This is a genomic window from Halobacterium rubrum, assembly GCF_021729015.1.
Lineage (GTDB): Archaea > Halobacteriota > Halobacteria > Halobacteriales > Halobacteriaceae > Halobacterium > Halobacterium rubrum.
The window spans coordinates 166,212-183,536 of record NZ_JAJQQZ010000003.1; the positions used below are offsets into that span (position 1 = coordinate 166,212).

Consider the following 17,325-nt stretch of genomic DNA (forward strand, 5'->3'; position numbering starts at 1 on the left):
AGTCAGCGAACGACCGTGACCGACACCGGCGCCTCGGTCACGACTTTCGACGCGACTGTCCCGAGCAGCCGCTCGGCCAGCCCGCCGTCCGGACCGCCGTGCCCGCCCATCACCACGTGGTCGACGTCGTGCTCCTCGACGTAGGCCAGAATCGTCTCCGCCGGCTCCCCGGTCTCCACGACGGTCTCGACGGTTTCGCCCTCGCTGGCCGCCGTCTCTGTCGCCCGCTGCACCAGCCTGTCGGCCCGCTGCGTGGCCTCGGCTTCTCGCGCCCTGTCGCCGGCCCCGAGGACGCCGCCCTCGATCATCCCCTCGTCTAGCGGCGTCACCACGTTCAGGACCACGATCGGCCCGTCGAACAGCGCCAGCGCCTCCCGGAGCGCCTCGTCGGCAAGCGGCGACCCGTCCAGCGGGACCAGCACCTCGCTCTCGCTCATACCGGCCGTTCGCGGCCGACGCACAAGTAGCCCACCGCCGAACGGCGGCGCAGACTGCGTGCTCCGGTCCGTAGCAGAGCCGTCGCTCCGACCCAAATACGCGTTTCAGTCCCCCCGATGCCTTTCGTCCCGGGCAGCGACGGTGCAGTATGGACCTCCAGAATCGGCCCGCTACGGCGGTGTGCGCTGTCGTGTTCCTGTTGCTCGCGGGCTGTCTCTCTGTGGGCGGTGTCGGCGGCAGCGGCGGGCAACCACAGACGACGACGGCCGAGCAGCCCAGAACGCCGACGCCCGTGGAGAGCGGGTGTCCGACGGGTCTGGCGTTCTACGGGCTCGGCAGCCCCGGCGACTTCGGCTGGTCGTCTGAGGCGGTCGCTGTCGGCTACTCGCTCCCGCCGGACAGCAGTGCCCTCCTCGTGGCGTTCGACGGTGAGACGGTGCTCGGAACCACGAAGGTCCACAACACGAACCCCGAGCACGCGCTGGCGGCGGACGGCCACAGGGTCGCCCTCGACGACCCGCTGGACGGCTCACACGAGATTCGCGTCACGGCTTTCCGGGACAGCGATGGCGACGGTGAGTTCGACCCCGAAACGGACGCGCCCTGTCTGGGCGACGACGGCGAGCCAGTCACGACCGGCCCCCACCTGATCGACTTCGAAGCGCTGCAGACGCAGACGACGGACTGACCAGTCTGAGCGCGCTCAACGTCGCTCCACCGACCAGAACCAGACGCGACTTCGGCCCCCAGAGGGCCGCGCTCCCGCACTCGTCAGTCCAGCAGCTCCCGCGAGATCGTGTTCCGGAGAATCTCGGAGGTCCCCTCGTAGATCTCGTTGAGCTTCGCGTCCCGGTAGTACCGCTCCACGTCGAAGTCCTTCGTGTACCCGTAGCCGCCGTGGATCTGGATGCCCTCGTTGGCGACCTCCCGGGAGATCTCGGAGGCGTGCAGCTTCGCCTGCGCGGCCTCCTTCACGAACCGTTCGCCGCGCATCTTCCTGTCCGCGGCCTTGTGCATCAGGAGCTCGGCCGCCTGGACCTTCGTGTCCATGTCGGCGAGCTTGTGCTTGATGGTCTGGAAGTCGCTGATCGGCTGGTCGAACTGCTCGCGGTCCTGAGAGTACTCCAGAGAGTCCTCCAGCGCCGCGCGAGCCAGCCCGATGGAGCGCGCCGCGATGGTGATGCGGCCGCCGTTCAGCGTCTCCAGCGCGTGCACGAAGCCGTCGCCCTCCTCGCCGAGGATGCGGTCGGCGGGAATCCGCATGTCGTCGAACCGGAGCTCGGCGGTCGGACAGCCCTTGTCGCCGAGCTTGTCCTCCGTCCCCTCCACGATGAAGCCGTCGTCCTCCTCGGGCCGCACGACGAACGACGAGATGCCGCGGTGGCCCGCGTCCGGGTCGGTCTTCGCGAACACGGTCACGGTGTCCGCGACGCTCCCGTTCGAGATCCAGAGCTTGTCGCCGTTCAGGACGTACTCGTCGCCGTCCCGCTCGGCCGTCGTCTGCATCGACGGCACGTCGGAGCCGGCGCCCGCCTCCGAGAGCGCGAACGCGCCGATGTCGTCGCCGCGGTTCAGCGCCGCGAGGTACTCCTGTTTCTGGTCCTCGTCGCCGTACTCGTAGAGCATGTTCCCCGCGAGGCTCGTGTGCGCGGCGACGATAGTGCCGAGTCCGCCGCTCCCGCGAGCGACCTCCTCGAGCGCGGTGGCGTACGCGTGGTAGTCCAGCCCCGCGCCGTCGTACTCCTCGGGGAACGGCATCCCCATCAGCCCGAGGTCGCTCATCTCGTCGACGAGGTCCCACGGGAACTCGTCTTCCTTGTCGATTTCGGCCGCGCGAGGCTTGACCTCCTCGTCGACGAACTCCGCGACCATGTCCGCGATCTGGCTGTGCTCGGCGGAGCGGGTGAAGTCCATACTCGTAGCTTCGTCGGTTCGTCCTTTACTGTTCTCATACCGGCGCCCACGAACGTGACCTCGCTCCGCCCACGCAACCGCAGGTGGGGCCGGTCGCCCCCATCCCTTTTGTATTCCCCCACCCTAACCCGACCACGAGTGATGGACGGCCGACAGTCCCACCAGCCGACCGCGTCGGACCGCGAGTGGTGTCACAGCGCGGTACAGGACGTTTCCCGCACGTTCGCGCTCACCATCGACGCTCTCGAAGAGCCGATGGCCACGCGCATCTGCGTTGGCTACCTCCTGTGCCGGGTCGCCGACACCGTCGAAGACGCCACGTCGATTCCGCCCGCCGAGCAGGCAGCCCTCCTGGAGACGTACGACGCCGTCCTCGACCCCGAATCCGCGACGACGGCCGCCGACTTCCAGCGCGACGTCGACGAGCACGTCCCCGACGACCCGGACGCCGACTGGCGCGTCGTCGCGGAGGCAACGCGCGTCCTCGCCGCCTTCGAGACGCTGGACGAGGACGCCCGGGAGGCCATCCGGCCAACCGTCCGCGAGATGACGACCGGGATGGCGTCGTTCGTGGAACGGTACGCCGACGCCGGCGGCCTCCGCATCCAGTCGCCGGCTGAACTCGAGGAGTACTGCTGGTACGTCGCCGGCACCGTCGGCGAGCTCGTCACGGAGCTGCTCGCCCGCGACGCCACCCCGGACGCCGCAGACGCCATGCGGGAGAACGCCCGGTCGTTCGCGCTGCTCCTCCAGCTTGTGAACGTCGCCAAGGACGTCCGGCCCGACTACGAGGAGGAGAACAACGTCTACCTCCCGCAGTCGTGGCTCGACGAGCACGACCTCGACCCCGACGAGGTCGCCGACCCCGAGAACGCCAGCCGGGTGGCGTCTGTCGTCGAGCGCGTCACGGACCGCGCCCGCGGCTACGTCGACGGCGCACAGCGCTGGCTGGAAGTGATGCCGACCAGTCAGGGGAACACGTTCGCGGCGTGGGCGGTCCCGTTTCTGCTGGCGGTGGGCACGATGCGCGAACTCGGCGACCGACCCGCCGACGTCGTCCGGGAGGGCGACGTGAAAGTCGACCGCGAGGAGGTCCACGCCGTGCTCGCGCTGTTCGCCGACGACTTCGACCGGAGCACCATCGGCGCCGTCCGCGAGCGAATCGCTTCCGGTCGCCTCGGCTGACACGGCGACCCGGCTCCGAGACCGCTTCTCCGTCCATCCGCTCGCCCACAGCCCACATCAGACGAGCCGTCGGCTACGAAGGTTCAAATACCAGCACGGGACCAGCACCCGCTGTGACGTGACGACCACCGCGGGCGGCGCCGAGGCGGGAGCACAGCACACCCGCCCGCGGGCGAACGCCGCGTGCTGTCTGTCAGCCCGATACCGGCCGCCGACGGCGACGACGCCTCAGTCGTACTCGTAGAAGCCTTTGCCCGTTTTCTTCCCGAGGTCGCCGGCGTCGACCTTCCGCTTGAGCAGGTAGGCGGGCTTGTAGCGGTCGCCGAGTTCCTCGTGCAGCGTCTGGCTGGCGTCCAGACAGATGTCGAGGCCGATGTGGTCGGCGAGCTCGAGGGGCCCCATCGGGACGTTCGTGCCGAGCTTCATCCCCTTGTCCATGTCCTCCTTCGTCGCGACGCCCTCGTCGAACGCCCGGATGCCCTCGTTGATCCACGGCATCAGGACGCGGTTCGTGACGAAGCCCGGCTTGTCGTCGGACTCCCAGGTCTCCTTCCCGAGGGCCTCGGCGAACTCGTGGGCGAACGCCGCCACGTCCTCGTCGGTCTTCTCGCCGACGACGACCTCGACGCCCGTCATGATGGGGACGGGGTTCATGAAGTGGAGGCCGACGACCTGCTCCTCGCGCTCGGTCACGGACGCGATGGTCGTGATGGAGAGCGTGGACGTGTTGGTCGCGAGCACGACGTCGTCGGGGACCGCCTCGTCGAGGTCCGCGAAGATGTCCTGCTTGACGTCCATGTTCTCGACGGCCGCCTCGACGACCACGTCGCAGTCCGCGAGGTCCGAGAGTTCGGTCGTCCCAGCGATGCGGTCGACGATGGCGTCGGCCTCGTCTTCGCTCAGTTCGTCCTTCGAGACGAACCGGTCCAGTGAGGACTCGATGCTGTCGAAGCCGGACTCGACGTAGTCCGCTTCGATGTCGCGCATCACGACGTCGTAGCCTTCAGTCGCGGCGACCTGGGCGATGCCTGCGCCCATCGTGCCGGCGCCGACGACGCCGACGGTGTCGATGTCTGCGAGCTCTCGCATACCCGGTGCTGGAACGGGCCCGAACCTAAGGGTGCCGGAAACGTGGAAACACTCAAGCCGCTCCGGTGGCACCATTCACCCAACTGTGCCACCCGCTGACGCGCACGAGAGTCTCCGGGAGCTCCAGTTCGTCGGTCCGTCGACAGCGGCCGTGCTGGCGGACGCCGGCGTCTCGCCCGAGGACGTGGCCGGCAAGCGCGTCTCGCACGCCCAGCTCGTCGAGTACGGCGTGAACCCCGGCGTGGCCGCACGAATCCGCCGCGAGCACTCCCTGCAGTGGTCCTTCGAGGGCGGCGAGGACCTCGACCAGCGCGCCGAGCAGGTCCGCGGGCTGCAGGACGACGAGCGACAGTGGGTTGCCGCGAGCTACGGCGAGGAAGCTGACGAGGACGCGGAAGCCGACGGGAGCGGGGACGCCACAGCTCAGGAGGCGGCGTGGCAGGCGGGCGCCGTCGACGGCGACGACCAGCCCGCGACGGGCGAAGCCGGCGCCGGGTCGAACGAAGCGGACGACGGCGAGGCGGCGTGGCGCGAGGAGGCGTCGTGGCCGGACGGCCGCGTGGACGAGTCCTTCGAGCGAGAAGAGGCGGCGTGGCGGGAAGCGTCCTCGCCGACGCCGGTGTCCGCACTGAACGATGTCGACGAGGACGCGGCGAAACTGCTCGCGAGAGCCGGCATCACGTCGGTGCGGAGTCTGGCGACCGCACACGTCGACCAGGTCGCGGACTCGCTGGGGGTGTCTAGCGACCGGGTGGCGGCGCTGCGGGACGCCGCCCGCGAGCACGTCCGGTAGTTTACTCGGACCGTAGTCAAAAACGGCGGAATACGGCGGTCAGCGGGCCGCACAGAGGGTTAGACTCTTATCCCTCTCCGTCGCAGTTTGACGTGATGCGACCCTTCGAGGACTCACCGATCTCTCGCGACGGGAAGGTACTGATTCTCGCGTACGACCACGGCCTCGAGCACGGCCCGGTCGACTTCGAGGCGGTGCCCGAGACGAAAGACCCCGAGGCGGTGTGGGACGTCGCGACCCACGACGCCGTGTCCGCGATGGCCGTCCAGAAGGGCATCGCGGAGGCGTACTACCCGTCCTACGCGGACGACGTGAACCTCCTCGCGAAGCTCAACGGGACGTCGAACCTCTGGATGGGCGAGCCGGACTCGGCCGTGAACTGGTCGGTCGACTACGCCGCCGAGGTCGGCGCCGACGCCATCGGGTTCACGATGTACGGCGGGTCGAACCACGAGGTCGAGATGGCCGAGGAGTTCCGGAAGGCACAGGAGACGGCACGCGAGCACGACCTGCCCGTGGTGATGTGGTCGTACCCGCGCGGACAGGGCCTCAAAAACGACAAGAAGCCCGACACCATCGCGTACGCGGCGCGGCAGGCGCTGGAGCTGGGCGCCGACATTGCGAAGGTGAAGTACCCCGGTAGCGACGACGCGATGGCGCACGCCGTGGACATGGCGGGGCCGACGGAGGTCGTGATGTCCGGCGGGTCGAAGACCAGCGACCGCGACTTCCTCGAGACCGTGAAGGGCGCCGTCGACGCGGGCGCGAAGGGGCTCGCCGTCGGTCGGAACGTCTGGCAGCGCGGGAACCCGGCGGCGTTCCTCGACGGGCTGGAGGCAGTCATCTACGAGGAGACCAGCGTCGAGGAGGCGCTGTCGCGAATCTGATGGCGGACGTCGTCGACGGGGTCTTCGACGCGGTCGCTGGTGCGGCGCCGGACGTCCGGGCGGGCCTCCCGGAGCGACGCGCGAAGCGCGACGCGGAGAACGTCTCCGGAGACACGCAGCTGGAGGCTGACGTGTGGGCGGACGACCTCCTGTTCGACCGGACGGAGTCCATCGAGGGCGTGAACTGGTACGCCAGCGAGGAGCGCGACGCAATCGTCACGGTGGGCGACGCCGACGAGGGGTATGCGGTGGCGCTGGACCCGCTGGACGGTTCCTCGAACGTGAAGTCGAACAACCCCTGTGGAACGGTCGTCGGCGTGTACGACCAGCCGCTGCCAGCGCCGGGTTCTAGCCTCGTTGCCGCCGGGTTCGTGCTCTACGGGCCGACGACGACGATGGTGGTGGCCCGGGACGGCGAGGTCCGGGAGTACCTCGTCGACGAGGACGGCGACCGCACCGACCTCGGGACAGTTGAGCTCCCCGAGGACCCGACGGTGTACGGGTTCGGCGGCCGGGTGCCGGAGTGGACGGAGGACTTCGAGGCGTTCGTGCGGGACGTCGAGGACGACCTCAAGCTCCGGTACGGCGGCGCGATGATCGCCGACGTGAATCAGGTGCTCGTGTACGGCGGCGCGTTCGGCTACCCGGGCCTGCAGTCGGCGCCAGAGGGGAAGCTGCGCGCGCACTTCGAGTCGATGCCGATGGCGTACGTCGTGGAGACGGCTGGCGGAGCGTCCTCGGACGGCAGCGGGTCGCTGCTGGACCTCGAGCCGCAGCGCCTCCACGAGCGCACGCCGACGTTCGTGGGCAACGAGCGCGTCATCGACGACCTCGAGGCCGCGCTACCGGACTGACTAAGCGCCCGGAGCCCCTCCCGTCGGGTATGTGTGGCCGGTACGCGCTGTTCTCCGACCCATCCGACCTGCGGGACGCGTTCGGACTCGACGAGGCGGGCTTCGAGTCGACGTACAACGCCGCGCCGAGCGAGGAGTTGCCCGTGATTCTTAGCGAGTCGCCAGACCGCCTGACGAGCGCTCGCTGGGGGCTGGTGCCGGAGTGGTCCGAGGGTCCCCGGGCGGACCCCGACCCCATCAACGCTCGCGCCGAGTCGCTGACAGAGAAGCGCCACTTCAGCGAGGCGTACGAGCAGCGGCGGTGTCTGGTCCCCGTCGACGGCTTCTACGAGTGGGTCGAGGGGGGAGACGGCGGGAAGACGCCGTACTTCGTCTCCCGGGCAGACGACCGGCCGTTCCTGCTGGCGGGGCTCTGGGAGACGTGGACGCCCGAGCAGACACAGACCGGGCTCGGCGAGTTCGGGGGCGGCGACGGCGAGCCGAACCGGGACCCCGAGCCGGTGCAGTCGTTTACCGTCGTCACGACAGAACCCAACGACTTCCTCGCCGACTACCACCACCGGATGGCGGTGCCCCTGGACCGCGAACTGGGCGACCGATGGCTGACGGCTGACAACCCGGAGGAGTTACTGGAGCCCCGGGAATTCGGATTCGAAGCGTGGCCGGTGTCTTCGGCGGTCAACGACCCGTCCAACGACCACGCTGGCCTCGTGGAACCGGTCCCGTGAACTCGGAACTGGCCGAACACACTTCACGGTCGCCAGTGAATTTTCACGGGCACATGACTGGCATCGAGTACGAGGACTTCGTCGACGAAGGCTACGAGCCCCGGGACACGGACCTGGTCTGCCAGTTCGTGCTCGACCCGGGTGAGGGAATGGACATGGTGGACGCCGCCGGCCGAGTGGCGTCCGAGAGTTCGAACGGGACGTGGGCGGCGCTGAACGTCCCGGAACGAGTCACGGAGCTGTCGGCGACGGCCTACGACATCGGCGACGGCGAGGTGACGGTGGCGTACCCCGGCGACCTCTTCGAGGCGGGGAACATGCCCCAGATTCTGTCCTGCATCGCGGGCAACATCATGGGCATGAAGGCCGTCGACTCTATCCGGCTGGCGGACTGCGAGTGGCCGGCGGAGCTGGCGACGTCGTTCCCGGGGCCGCAGTACGGCAGCGACGTGAAGACCGAGATTCTGGACGCCGAGGGCCGGCCGGCGACGGCGACGGTTCCGAAGCCGAAGGTGGGGCTGTCGACCGAGCAGCACGCACAGGTCGGCTACGACGCGTGGGTCGGCGGCGTCGACCTCCTCAAGGACGACGAGAACCTCACGAACCAGTCGTTCAACCGGTTCGACGACCGCGTCAAGCAGTCCTTCGAGATGCGGGACCGCGCCGAGGACGAGACCGGCGACCGGAAGGACTACCTCGTGAACATCACGGCGGACACCGAGACGATGCTCGACCGGCTCGAACTCGTCGCCGAGCAGGGCGGCGGGTTCGTGATGGTCGACGTCGTCACCTGCGGGTGGTCGGCCGTCCAGACGGTCCGCGAACACGCGGAGAAGCACGGGCTCGCCATCCACGCGCACCGGGCGATGCACGCGGCGTTCGACCGGCTGGACCACCACGGCGTCTCGATGCGCGTGCTCGCGCAGGTGGCGCGTCTCACGGGCGTCGACCACATCCACACCGGGACGGCGGGCCTCGGGAAACTGGAGAACGAGGACACGCCCGGCATCAACGAGTGGCTCCGCGGCGACCTCCACGGGCTCAGTGACGTGCTGCCGGTGGCGTCCGGCGGCCTCCACCCGGGCACCGTCGCGCCGCTGCTGGACGCGCTCGGCTCCGACATCATCGTGCAGGTCGGTGGCGGCATCCACGGCCATCCCGACGGGACGGAGGCCGGCGCTCGCGCGCTCCAGCAGGCCATCGACGCCTACCAGCGCGGCGTCGACGCCGAGGCGTACGCCGAGGACGGCCACGGCGAACTGGCGACGGCGCTGGACAAGTGGGGCACCGGGTCGCCGCGCTGAGGACGAGCCGCTGGCTGGGACGTATCGAGAGGGCTCCGGTGGCCGGCCGGGCAGGCCGGCGCGGAGCATGTCAGAGGCACAGCCGGTGCGAGTGCACCAGCATGCGGCTGGATGGCGCCGCCCGACATTAGTTTACGTTCTGGGACGTCGTGCAGGCAGCGAGTAACGGCATATAAATGTACTGGCCATTCAAGTAGAAAGGCTTTTTCAGCCAACAGGTACTCGCCGGGAACGATGACGGACGCCGGGCCGCCGCTGGAACTGCTCGCGCAGCGCGCCGAGCTGCTGCGAGCGGTCCGCGACGACCCCTCCCGGAAACCGGAACTGGCCGACGAACTCGCCGTCTCGCGGTCGACGGTCGACCGCGCCGTCCGGCAACTCGAAGCCAGCGGGCTCGTCACCCGGGCCGGCGGTAGCGTCTCGCTCACGCTGAAAGGGCGGCTCGCGCTGGACAGCTACGAGACGTTCGCGGCCCACCTCGCGGGACTGAACGCGGCCGACGCCGCCATCGAGCCGCTGCCGAACGACGCCCGCGTCGCGCCCGTCCTGTTCCGTGACGCGACCGTCGTCGAGGCGACGGCCGTCGCGCCCCAGCGACCCACCGAGGCCTACCGGTCGCTCGTTGCGGACGCCACCCACGTCCGGGGGTACGCCAGCCGACTGCTGGACAGCACGGTCCCGACGCTGCGGGACCGAATCGTCGACGAGGGCCTCGAACTGGACCTCGTGTTCGACCCGGACGTACTCGACGCGGTCCTCGGCGGGCACGGGGATGCCGTCGCCGACGCGCTCGACACCGGCCGGCTCACGCTCCGCCAGACGGACGACGGTCTCGTGTACAGCCTCATGGTCCTCGACACGCCGACGTCGACGTACGCCTGTGCGCTGTTCTACGACGACAGCGGACACGCCGGTCTCCTCTACAACGACGACCCGGACGCCGTCGAGTGGGCCGATGGCGTCTACGAATCCCTCCGCGAGGACGCCGACACGCTCTCGCCGTAGGCGGGCCGCCACGGGGTGCGGGGCGCTGCCGATTACCCAACCCTCAAGCGGCCCCCGTGCTTCCACCCGTCCATGATTTCGGTCAGGGGCCTCCAGAAGCGGTACGGCGACGTCACCGCCGTCGATGGCGTCTCCTTCGAGGTCGACACCGGTGAGGTGTTCGGCCTCGTGGGGCCGAACGGCGCCGGGAAGACCTCCACGCTGAAGATGCTGTGCGGGCTCGTCGAGCCCTCCGCGGGCGACGTCACCGTCAACGGCTTCGACGCCGGTGAGACGGAGATGCGGCGGTCGCTGGGCTTCCTCCCGGAGGAGTCGCCGCTGTACGACGAGATGAGTCCCCGCGGCTACCTGCGCTTTTTCGCGGACCTCTACGACGTCGACCGCGAGACGGCGAACGAACGCATCGAAGCCGCTCTCGACCGACTCGACCTCGACGCCCGCGACCGGCCCGTCGGCGACTTCTCGAAGGGCATGAAGCGGAAGGTCGCCATCGCGCGGTCGCTCGTGAACGACCCGGACGTGCTCGTCTACGACGAGCCCGCCAGTGGCCTCGACCCGCTCACGACGAACACCGTCGTGGAGTTCACCCGGGAGCTCGCCGACGACGGCAAGACAATCGTGTTCAGCGCCCACGACCTCCACCACGTCGAGAGCGTCTGCGACCGCGTCGCCATCATGCGTGACGGCCAGCTCGCCGCCACCGGGACGCTGGCGGACATCCGCGAGGAGCACGGCGACGTGTCCTACCGGGTGTTCACGGACGTGCCCGTCGAGCGCTCGGAGCCGGCCGGCGACCGCCACGTGACCGCCGTCGACTCGATGGACGACGTCGAAGCCATCCGTTCGGCGGCCGCCGACGCCGGCGGCGAGGTCGTCGACATCCGTACCGACGAGTCGACGCTGGAGGACGTCTTCCTCGACGTGACCGGCACATGAAGGCCCGGAACGTCCTCCGGGTCGCCCGCTGGGAGACCACCCGGAGTGCGGGCGACATCGACCGCGAGACCGCCGTCGCGTTCGTCGTGGTGTTGCTCGCGCTGGCCGCCATCGTGCCGGCGCTGGTCACGATGGGGCCGACGCCGGGCGAGGGCATCTACCGGGTCGGCGTCACGGAGGACAGCCAGTACGCCGACGTCGTCGCCAGCGACCCGCAGCTCGTGGCCGTCGACCCCGGCGCCGACGCCGACGTGGTCGTCACCGACACCACCATCACGTACGACGACACCGCCAAGGGCCGAGCGGCGCTGTCGACGCTCAGGTCCGCGACCGTCGGCTACAACGACTTCCTGATGCGCCAGGAGCCCGACCAGAACGCCGCCTTCCCGGTCGTGGTCTCGCTCACCTACCGCCCGCAGTCCATCGACGTTACGGGCACGCAGACCGGCGACGACGCTACCGACGACGACGACGACCTCGACGGGAGCGAGGGCGGTGCTGGCGCCGGGACTGGCGGCGACGACGGCCAGCAGGCCGGTGGCGACGGCGGCGGTGACGGCGTCGCCGGCGGCGACGATATCCCGGCGACCGGCGGCGGCCTGAGCGGCCTGCTCGGGCAGGCGCAGTCCGGCACGCCGTCCTCGATTTCGCCGCCGTTTCCCCTGCAGTCGCTCGTGTTCGCGTTCGCGTTCCTGTTGCCACTGAACATCGTCATCCAGGCCTACGGCTCCAGCGTGCTCGCCGAACGCATCAACCGCCGCGGCGAACCGATGCTCGTCGCGCCGATCTCCCGGGGCGACATCGTCGCCGGGAAGACGCTACCGTACCTCCTCGGCGCGCTCGCGCTCATCTCCGCCATCGCCGCCGCGACTGGCGCCAGCGCGCTGGCCGTGCTCGCTGTCGCGCCGCTCGCGGCGCTGTTCCTCGCGGCGACGTTCTTCGGCGCGATGCTCGCCCGCTCGTACAAGGAACTCACGTTCGTCACCGTCACCGTCAGCGTCGCGCTCACGGCGTACGCGTTCGTGCCCGCCGTCTTCGCCGAAGTCCACCCCATCGCCGCCATCTCACCGCTCACGGTTGTCGTCGACTCTATCACGGGCGACGGCGTGACCGCCGGCCAGTTCGTGCTCTCGACGGTTCCGCCGGGGCTGGCGGCGTTCGTGCTGTTCGGGCTCGGCACGGGCGTCTACCGCGAGGAGGACATGTTCACGCAGCTCCCGATTCCGTCGAAGCTGCTGGACGCGCTGGCCGCGCCGCTCACGACGCGGTGGCGCGCCGGCCTCTGGACGGCGCTGTTCCTGCCGTTTGTCTTCGTCGCCGAACTGTTCGCCGTCGCCGTGCTGTTCGTCGCCCCGGTCTCCATCTCGATACCGCTGTTGCTGGGCACGGTGGCCGTCATCGAGGAGGTCGCCAAGAGCATCCACGTGTTCGCCGGCTTCGAGCGCGGCCAGTACGACCGGACGTTCCGGAACGCGCTGGTCGTCGGCGCCGCCTCCGGCGTCGGCTTCTTCCTCGCGGAGAAGCTCCTGCTGGTCACCCAGCTCGTCGGCCTGCCGGAACTGGACGTCGCGCAGGCGGCGTTCTCGCCGGAGCTCCTCGGAGCGTCGCCGGGCCTCCTGCTCGTCGCGCCGCTGGCGCTGCACGTCGTGACGGCGGCGGTCTCCGCTGTCGGCGCGGCCCGGTCCCGGCTGGCGTACCTCGGCACGCTCGCGCTGGCAATCGTCTTGCACGTCGCGTACAACCTCGCCGTGGTGGTGGTCTCCCTTGGGTAGCCGCCTCGTCCTCGCGCGGCGCACGCTCGGGTCGCTGCGCTCCGAGAAGACCATCGTGCTCGCGCTCGTCATCCAGCTGTTCATCGCGGGGTTCTCGTCCTTTCTGGTCGTCGGCCTCGTCTCGCTGTACGACCCCGGCTCCACTGAGAGCGGCGCCCTCGACGTCGAAGTCGGCGTCACCGGGAACGCTTCCGCGGAGGTCGCTACCGCGATAGCCGGCGACGACGGCCGCAGCGCCGTCCCCTACGGGTCGCAGTCCGCCGCCAGCGCCGCCTTCCAGCGAGGCGAGGTACAGGCGCTCGTCCACGCCACCCAGCAACCGAGTGGACGCATACTGGTGGAAGCGACAGCGCCGGAGGGGTCGTTCCGCACGACGCTCGTCGTCACGGAGCTCAAGGACGCGCTCTCCACGCTGGAGCGCGAGCAGCGCGCCACCTTCTCCCACCGGCTGGAACGCCAGCCGATCGCGCTGCCGCCCGAGGAGCAGTCCAATCCGTACTTCTCGTTCACCTACACGGTCTTGCTCCCGCTGCTGGCGTTCCTGCCGGCGTTCATCTCCGGGAGCGTGATGGCCGACTCGCTCGCCGAGGAGGCCGAACGCGGCACGCTCGAGCTGCTGCGGGTCGCGCCGCTGTCGCTGCGGGACGTCGTCGACGGGAAGGCCATCGCGCTCGTCGGGCTGGCGCCGGCGCAGGTCGCGCTCTGGCTCGCGTTGCTCTCGTACAACGGCACCGCCATCGCGAACCCGGTGGCGGTGCTCGCGCTCGTCGCCGGCGTCGCCGCCGTGCTGGTCGCCGGTGGCGCCGCGCTGGCGCTCCGCATCGGCGCGCGCCGGGAGGCGCAGTTGCTGTACTCGTTCGTCGCGCTGGGCGCGTTCGGCGCCGCCAGCCTCCTCCCGCAGAGCCCCCAGAACCTCGTCGCGCGGCTCGCCGTCGACAGCCCCACGACGTTCACGTGGCTCACGCTCGCGGCGACGCTCGCGCTCGCCGCAGCGGCGTACGCCGGCCTGCGGTGGCTGGCGGGCGGCGGCGAGACCTGACTGGCCGGTCGTTCGCGCAGGCTGCTTCCGGCCGGAGTCAGGACCGGACGTACTTGACGGCGGTCAGGAGGACGCCCACCAGCCCGACTGCGACGAGCTTCACCGGCGTGTCCGTCCGCTGGTTCTTCAGGAAGGCGTTCCCGGGGGTCGAGGGGTCGACGTACGCCGTCACCGTGCCGCCGGCCTCGTACTCGGCGACGACCTCGCGGGCCGCCGACTCGGTGTCGTAGTCCGGCGTCACCGACCCCGGGAACACCGAGTTCCCGGTGTAGTCCTCGCCGTCGTAGCTGTACTCGAAGGTCGCCGTCGGTACGTGGTCGACGCGTCCACGGCGCCCGGACTCCTGCTCGACGCCCGTCTCGACGACCGTCGCGTCGACCTCGACGGAGTCCCGCACTGCCTCGGACTGCTGGAGGTAGTCGTAGCCGCCGTAGCCGGCGACTGCGACGCTCACGACGAGGAACACGAGGACGCCGCGGGAGGACTCGCTGTCGCCGTTACCGATGTTGATTCTCGGGGACACGTCACCGACTGCCGGCGCCGGGCCCGTAAACCGTGGCGGGCATTCTCCGAGCCTGCGTCACCGGGACCACCGCTCGCTCCCGGAGCGGGCCACCCCATCGAACCGCCGGCTGGCAAACCACTATGCCGACGGGAGACGACGACCCGGGCATGGAGTACACGACACTCGGCGACACCGGCATGGAGGTCTCGAAGATCTGTCTGGGCTGCATGAGCTTCGGGTCCTCGGACTGGCGACCGTGGGTGCTCGACGAGGAGGAGGCCCGTCCCGTCATCGAGCGCGCCATCGACCTCGGCGTGAACTTCTTCGACACGGCGAACATGTACTCGAACGGCGAGAGCGAGCGCGTGCTCGGGAACGTCCTCGCGGACTACGACCGCGACCAGCAGGTCGTCGCGTCGAAGGTCTACTTCCAGATGGACGAGGACGACCCGAACTCCGGCGGGCTCTCCCGGAAGACCATCGAGCAGGAGCTTCAGGCCTCCCTGGACCGCCTCGGGATGGACACCATCGACCTCTACCAGACCCACCGCTGGGACTACCAGACGCCCATCGACGAGACGCTGTCGGCGCTCACCGACGCCGTCCGCCGCGGCGACGTCCGGTACGTCGGCACGTCCTCCCAGTGGGCCCACCAGTTCGCCGACGCCCTCCACACCGCCGACCGCGAGGGCTACGAGCGCTTCGTGAGCATGCAGAACCACTACAACCTCGTCTACCGCGAGGAGGAACGCGAGATGCTGCCGCTCTGTCAGCAGGAGGGCGTCGGCGTGATTCCGTGGTCGCCGCTCGCCCGCGGCTACCTCACCCGTCCCCACGAGGAGATGGACGCGACGGCGCGCGGCGAGAGCGAGGATCGGATGCGCCAGCACCCCTACGTCGAGGGTGGCGGCCGGGCGATCAACGAGCGCGTCCAGGAACTCGCCGCCGAGCACGGCGTGACGATGGCCCAGATCTCGCTGGCGTGGCTGTTCCACAAAGACTGGGTGGACGCACCCATCGTCGGCACGACGAGCGTCGAACACCTCGAACAGGCCGTCGAAGCCCTCGACATCAGCCTCTCGAGTTCGGACCTAGCGTACCTCGAGGAGCCGTACGAGCCGGTGGCGGTCTCCGGCCACGAGTAGTCCGGCACAACTGTTACCACCAGCCGAAACGAACCTCGACGTGTGACCGCCCAGCTGGAGTGGCTGTTGATTCTGGTCGCGGCCGTCGGCGTGACGGCGTACGGCCTGTACACCGTCTACAATCTCTCGAACGCGCTCGGCGACGTACTCCGCTCCTGAACACGGCCCGCTGCGCCGTCGTCGCCGTGGGAACCACAAGACCGAACCCGGTCGCGTCGCCACTCCGAGCTATGCAGCCGGGCACCTACACGCTGCTCGTCTCGCTGTCAGAGCCGGCGACCGTCGAGTTCGGTGCGGCGGGCATCTACGACCTCGACGCCGGCTGGTACGCGTACACCGGGTCGGCGTTCGGCGCGGGCGGCCTGAAGCGGGTCGAGCGCCACCGCGAGGTCGCCGCCGGCGAGCGCGAGGCCCGCCACTGGCACGTCGACTACCTCCTCGGCCACCCGACGGCGACCGTCGACGCCGTCTACGTCACCGAGGAGGCGGACGTCGAGTGCGAGACGGCCCGTCGGCTCGCCGACGACGCCGAGCCGGTCGCCGGACTCGGCGCGTCGGACTGCGACTGCAAGACGCACCTCGCGTACGCCAGCGAACGCGACGCTATCGAGACTGTCGCGTCTGCGTGCCACGACCGCCGCTGGCGCGAGTGACTACTCCGGGAGGTCGTGGAGGAACGTCTGGACTTCCAGCGTTCGGCCTTCGGGGTCCTCGCCGAAGAACTGGTAGATGTCGTAGGCGTCGTTCTCTCGGGGCTCGTCGACGGCGACGTCCGCGAGTTCGTCGTACCGCTCGTCGACCGCCTCGCGGGTGTCGTAGTACAGCGTGACGATGCCGTCGGTGTCGAAGTCGGCCTCGCTGTCGGCCGCACAGAAGCCGAGTTTGAGGTCGTCGCCGTGCCGGAGGATGGTGCAGCCGGCGTCCTGTTCGAGCCACACCTCGAAGCCCAGTCGGTCGCGGTAGAACTCGACGACGCGCTCGCGGTCTGCCGTCCGGAAGAAGACGATACCGCTCACGGCGTGCTCACTCCTCGAGGGGGACCCAGCCGGTCGGCGTGTCGGTGACGCCACGGACGCGGGCCTCCTGCCCGCCGTCCTCCGGCACCCGGACCTCGAGGACGCCGTCGAACAGCTGGCTGATGGTGTTGATTGTCTGGTCGTCGTGGCTCTCCGGGTCGACGGCGAACACGCCCAGCCAGCCCTGGCTCTGGATCTGGCTGGTGAAGACGTGCAGGAACCGGAACAGCCGCTGGATGTCGACGTACATCAACAGCGGGGACAGCGAGTCGAAGCCGACTCGCAGGCGGTCGACGCCCGCCTCCCCAGCGGCCTCGGCGACGCCGGAGAACTCGATGCCGATGCCGGTGAGGTCGCCCGGCGAGGAGACGTGGTGGACGCCCTGTGCCGCCGTCGCGCTCCCGGACTGCGTGCTCACGCAGTCGACGACGTGCAGGAACGAACTCGGGCCGCCGAGAACGCCCTCGTACTCGTCGACGATCTCCTCGGCGGGGTCCCTGGACGTGACCAGCACCGACCCCTCGCCGTCCGACTCGCCGTGAGCGACGAGCTCGAGGAGGGTGTTGCGCTTGCCCGACATGGCCGGCCCGCTCAGGAGGAGATTCGTGCCGTCGTCGAACTCCCGACAGAGCGCGTCCGGCAGTACGCCTGTGGCGTCGTACGGCATCTTTGTACCCCGCCGAACAGTGATTCGGCGCTGTCACCCTCTCCGAAC

General features: G+C 69.7%; 19 protein-coding genes. 13 read left to right on the forward strand and 6 right to left on the reverse strand.

Features of this window, described 5'->3' with window-relative positions; all coding sequences use genetic code 11:
- Window positions 1-2 precede the first annotated feature (2 nt).
- The gene (locus LT971_RS12250) at window positions 3-437 is read right to left on the reverse strand and encodes a universal stress protein (RefSeq protein WP_237007220.1); all 435 of its coding nucleotides are present in this window, start codon (window positions 435-437) and stop codon (window positions 3-5) included.
- Window positions 438-586: 149 nt separating this feature from the next.
- On the opposite strand from LT971_RS12250, the gene LT971_RS12255 reads away from it, so the two are divergent.
- Window positions 587-1,126: a hypothetical protein gene (locus LT971_RS12255; RefSeq protein WP_237007221.1), complete on the forward strand. Its 540-nt coding sequence runs from the start codon at window positions 587-589 to the stop codon at window positions 1,124-1,126.
- An 83-nt stretch (window positions 1,127-1,209) separates the two neighbouring features.
- Here the strand turns inward: LT971_RS12255 and LT971_RS12260 are convergent, their stop codons facing one another.
- Window positions 1,210-2,352, reverse strand: coding sequence for an acyl-CoA dehydrogenase (locus tag LT971_RS12260; protein ID WP_237007222.1), 1,143 nt, complete (start codon window positions 2,350-2,352; stop codon window positions 1,210-1,212).
- A gap of 141 nt (window positions 2,353-2,493) precedes the next feature.
- On the opposite strand from LT971_RS12260, the gene LT971_RS12265 reads away from it, so the two are divergent.
- On the forward strand, window positions 2,494-3,537 hold the full coding sequence (locus LT971_RS12265) for a phytoene/squalene synthase family protein (protein ID WP_237007223.1): 1,044 nt from the start codon (window positions 2,494-2,496) through the stop codon (window positions 3,535-3,537).
- 228 nt (window positions 3,538-3,765) lie between these two features.
- Here LT971_RS12265 and LT971_RS12270 read toward each other — a convergent pair whose 3' ends face one another.
- Window positions 3,766-4,626 carry a 3-hydroxyacyl-CoA dehydrogenase family protein gene (locus LT971_RS12270; RefSeq protein WP_237007224.1) on the reverse strand — a complete coding sequence of 287 codons (861 nt, stop codon included), beginning with the start codon at window positions 4,624-4,626 and terminating at the stop codon, window positions 3,766-3,768.
- Window positions 4,627-4,711: 85 nt separating this feature from the next.
- On the opposite strand from LT971_RS12270, the gene LT971_RS12275 reads away from it, so the two are divergent.
- The 9 genes from LT971_RS12275 (at window position 4,712) to LT971_RS12315 (ending at window position 13,944) form a co-directional block, all read left to right on the forward strand.
- Window positions 4,712-5,419 carry a DUF7409 domain-containing protein gene (locus tag LT971_RS12275; protein WP_237007225.1) on the forward strand — a complete coding sequence of 236 codons (708 nt, stop codon included), beginning with the start codon at window positions 4,712-4,714 and terminating at the stop codon, window positions 5,417-5,419.
- Window positions 5,420-5,514: 95 nt separating this feature from the next.
- The gene (locus tag LT971_RS12280) at window positions 5,515-6,306 is read left to right on the forward strand and encodes a class I fructose-bisphosphate aldolase (protein ID WP_237007226.1); all 792 of its coding nucleotides are present in this window, start codon (window positions 5,515-5,517) and stop codon (window positions 6,304-6,306) included.
- A complete protein-coding gene (locus LT971_RS12285; protein WP_237007227.1) occupies window positions 6,306-7,160 on the forward strand; it encodes a class 1 fructose-bisphosphatase in 855 nt (284 codons plus the stop codon). The genes LT971_RS12280 and LT971_RS12285 overlap by 1 nt, the downstream gene beginning before the upstream one ends.
- 29 nt (window positions 7,161-7,189) lie before the next feature.
- On the forward strand, window positions 7,190-7,888 hold the full coding sequence (locus LT971_RS12290) for an SOS response-associated peptidase (RefSeq protein WP_237007228.1): 699 nt from the start codon (window positions 7,190-7,192) through the stop codon (window positions 7,886-7,888).
- A 53-nt stretch (window positions 7,889-7,941) separates the two neighbouring features.
- Window positions 7,942-9,192 (forward strand): type III ribulose-bisphosphate carboxylase, encoded by a 1,251-nt coding sequence (rbcL, locus tag LT971_RS12295; RefSeq protein WP_237007229.1) that lies wholly within the window; start codon window positions 7,942-7,944, stop codon window positions 9,190-9,192.
- Window positions 9,193-9,426: 234 nt separating this feature from the next.
- Window positions 9,427-10,197, forward strand: coding sequence for a helix-turn-helix transcriptional regulator (locus tag LT971_RS12300; RefSeq protein ID WP_237007230.1), 771 nt, complete (start codon window positions 9,427-9,429; stop codon window positions 10,195-10,197).
- 72 nt (window positions 10,198-10,269) lie between these two features.
- Entirely contained in the window at window positions 10,270-11,133 is an 864-nt protein-coding gene (locus LT971_RS12305) for an ABC transporter ATP-binding protein (RefSeq protein WP_237007231.1), read from the forward strand.
- Window positions 11,130-12,905: a PrsW family intramembrane metalloprotease gene (locus LT971_RS12310; RefSeq protein WP_237007232.1), complete on the forward strand. Its 1,776-nt coding sequence runs from the start codon at window positions 11,130-11,132 to the stop codon at window positions 12,903-12,905. Before LT971_RS12305 ends, LT971_RS12310 begins: the two co-directional genes overlap by 4 nt.
- The gene (locus LT971_RS12315; RefSeq protein ID WP_237007233.1) at window positions 12,898-13,944 is read left to right on the forward strand and encodes an ABC transporter permease; all 1,047 of its coding nucleotides are present in this window, start codon (window positions 12,898-12,900) and stop codon (window positions 13,942-13,944) included. The genes LT971_RS12310 and LT971_RS12315 overlap by 8 nt, the downstream gene beginning before the upstream one ends.
- A 37-nt stretch (window positions 13,945-13,981) precedes the next feature.
- Here LT971_RS12315 and LT971_RS12320 read toward each other — a convergent pair whose 3' ends face one another.
- On the reverse strand, window positions 13,982-14,467 hold the full coding sequence (locus tag LT971_RS12320; protein WP_237007234.1) for a DUF3592 domain-containing protein: 486 nt from the start codon (window positions 14,465-14,467) through the stop codon (window positions 13,982-13,984).
- Between the two features lie 149 nt (window positions 14,468-14,616).
- On the opposite strand from LT971_RS12320, the gene LT971_RS12325 reads away from it, so the two are divergent.
- Complete coding sequence (locus LT971_RS12325) at window positions 14,617-15,594, forward strand: aldo/keto reductase (protein ID WP_237007235.1); 978 nt, start codon at window positions 14,617-14,619, stop codon at window positions 15,592-15,594.
- A 230-nt stretch (window positions 15,595-15,824) separates the two neighbouring features.
- The gene (locus tag LT971_RS12330; RefSeq protein ID WP_237007236.1) at window positions 15,825-16,247 is read left to right on the forward strand and encodes a GIY-YIG nuclease family protein; all 423 of its coding nucleotides are present in this window, start codon (window positions 15,825-15,827) and stop codon (window positions 16,245-16,247) included.
- Here LT971_RS12330 and LT971_RS12335 read toward each other — a convergent pair whose 3' ends face one another.
- Complete coding sequence (locus tag LT971_RS12335; protein ID WP_237007237.1) at window positions 16,248-16,610, reverse strand: VOC family protein; 363 nt, start codon at window positions 16,608-16,610, stop codon at window positions 16,248-16,250.
- A gap of 7 nt (window positions 16,611-16,617) precedes the next feature.
- Window positions 16,618-17,277, reverse strand: coding sequence for an RAD55 family ATPase (locus LT971_RS12340; protein ID WP_237007238.1), 660 nt, complete (start codon window positions 17,275-17,277; stop codon window positions 16,618-16,620).
- Window positions 17,278-17,325 lie beyond the last annotated feature (48 nt).

What these genes read in the sequence shown, in the direction of transcription:
- LT971_RS12250 (WP_237007220.1), bottom strand. Translation starts at nt 437, where the DNA reads ATGAGCGAGAGCGAGGTGCTGGTCCCGCTGGACGGGTCGCCGCTTGCC.
- LT971_RS12255 (WP_237007221.1), top strand. Translation starts at nt 587, where the DNA reads ATGGACCTCCAGAATCGGCCCGCTACGGCGGTGTGCGCTGTCGTGTTC.
- LT971_RS12260 (WP_237007222.1), bottom strand. Translation starts at nt 2,352, where the DNA reads ATGGACTTCACCCGCTCCGCCGAGCACAGCCAGATCGCGGACATGGTC.
- LT971_RS12265 (WP_237007223.1), top strand. Translation starts at nt 2,494, where the DNA reads ATGGACGGCCGACAGTCCCACCAGCCGACCGCGTCGGACCGCGAGTGG.
- LT971_RS12270 (WP_237007224.1), bottom strand. Translation starts at nt 4,626, where the DNA reads ATGCGAGAGCTCGCAGACATCGACACCGTCGGCGTCGTCGGCGCCGGC.
- LT971_RS12280 (WP_237007226.1), top strand. Translation starts at nt 5,515, where the DNA reads ATGCGACCCTTCGAGGACTCACCGATCTCTCGCGACGGGAAGGTACTG.
- LT971_RS12285 (WP_237007227.1), top strand. Translation starts at nt 6,306, where the DNA reads ATGGCGGACGTCGTCGACGGGGTCTTCGACGCGGTCGCTGGTGCGGCG.
- LT971_RS12290 (WP_237007228.1), top strand. Translation starts at nt 7,190, where the DNA reads ATGTGTGGCCGGTACGCGCTGTTCTCCGACCCATCCGACCTGCGGGAC.
- rbcL (WP_237007229.1), top strand. Translation starts at nt 7,942, where the DNA reads ATGACTGGCATCGAGTACGAGGACTTCGTCGACGAAGGCTACGAGCCC.
- LT971_RS12300 (WP_237007230.1), top strand. Translation starts at nt 9,427, where the DNA reads ATGACGGACGCCGGGCCGCCGCTGGAACTGCTCGCGCAGCGCGCCGAG.
- LT971_RS12305 (WP_237007231.1), top strand. Translation starts at nt 10,270, where the DNA reads ATGATTTCGGTCAGGGGCCTCCAGAAGCGGTACGGCGACGTCACCGCC.
- LT971_RS12310 (WP_237007232.1), top strand. Translation starts at nt 11,130, where the DNA reads ATGAAGGCCCGGAACGTCCTCCGGGTCGCCCGCTGGGAGACCACCCGG.
- LT971_RS12325 (WP_237007235.1), top strand. Translation starts at nt 14,617, where the DNA reads ATGGAGTACACGACACTCGGCGACACCGGCATGGAGGTCTCGAAGATC.
- LT971_RS12330 (WP_237007236.1), top strand. Translation starts at nt 15,825, where the DNA reads ATGCAGCCGGGCACCTACACGCTGCTCGTCTCGCTGTCAGAGCCGGCG.
- LT971_RS12340 (WP_237007238.1), bottom strand. Translation starts at nt 17,277, where the DNA reads ATGCCGTACGACGCCACAGGCGTACTGCCGGACGCGCTCTGTCGGGAG.